Source organism: Bradyrhizobium sp. Ken01 (assembly GCF_055807355.1).
Window position 1 is genome coordinate 1 of the sequence record NZ_JBVVPC010000224.1, and the last position, 265, is coordinate 265.

At 60.0% G+C, this 265-nt stretch carries 1 pseudogene; it reads right to left on the bottom strand.

The annotated features are described in order from the left end of the window. Positions 1–265 (bottom strand): annotated as a pseudogene (locus AC0L3S_RS39425) (acetate--CoA ligase family protein); the annotation flags it as partial.

Consider the following 265-nt stretch of genomic DNA (forward strand, 5'->3'; position numbering starts at 1 on the left):
TGCGCGGTGTTCCTCAGTGAGGCCAGGGAAGCGCACGACGCGACCTTCCGCGGTGTCGGCGATTATTGAAGCTTCGCCCCCGGAGTAACTCATCGACGATAGTCGATATCCCGGCAATGGTCCGGTGACATGCAACAGTTTTAGCGTCTCAATGAAAGTGGGAAGGGAATCGACCCGGGCGATTCCGAGCCGTTTCAGGAACGCACCGGATGCAGCGTCGGAACCAGCAAGCGAAGCCGTATGCGAGATTGTCGCCTGCCGGGCC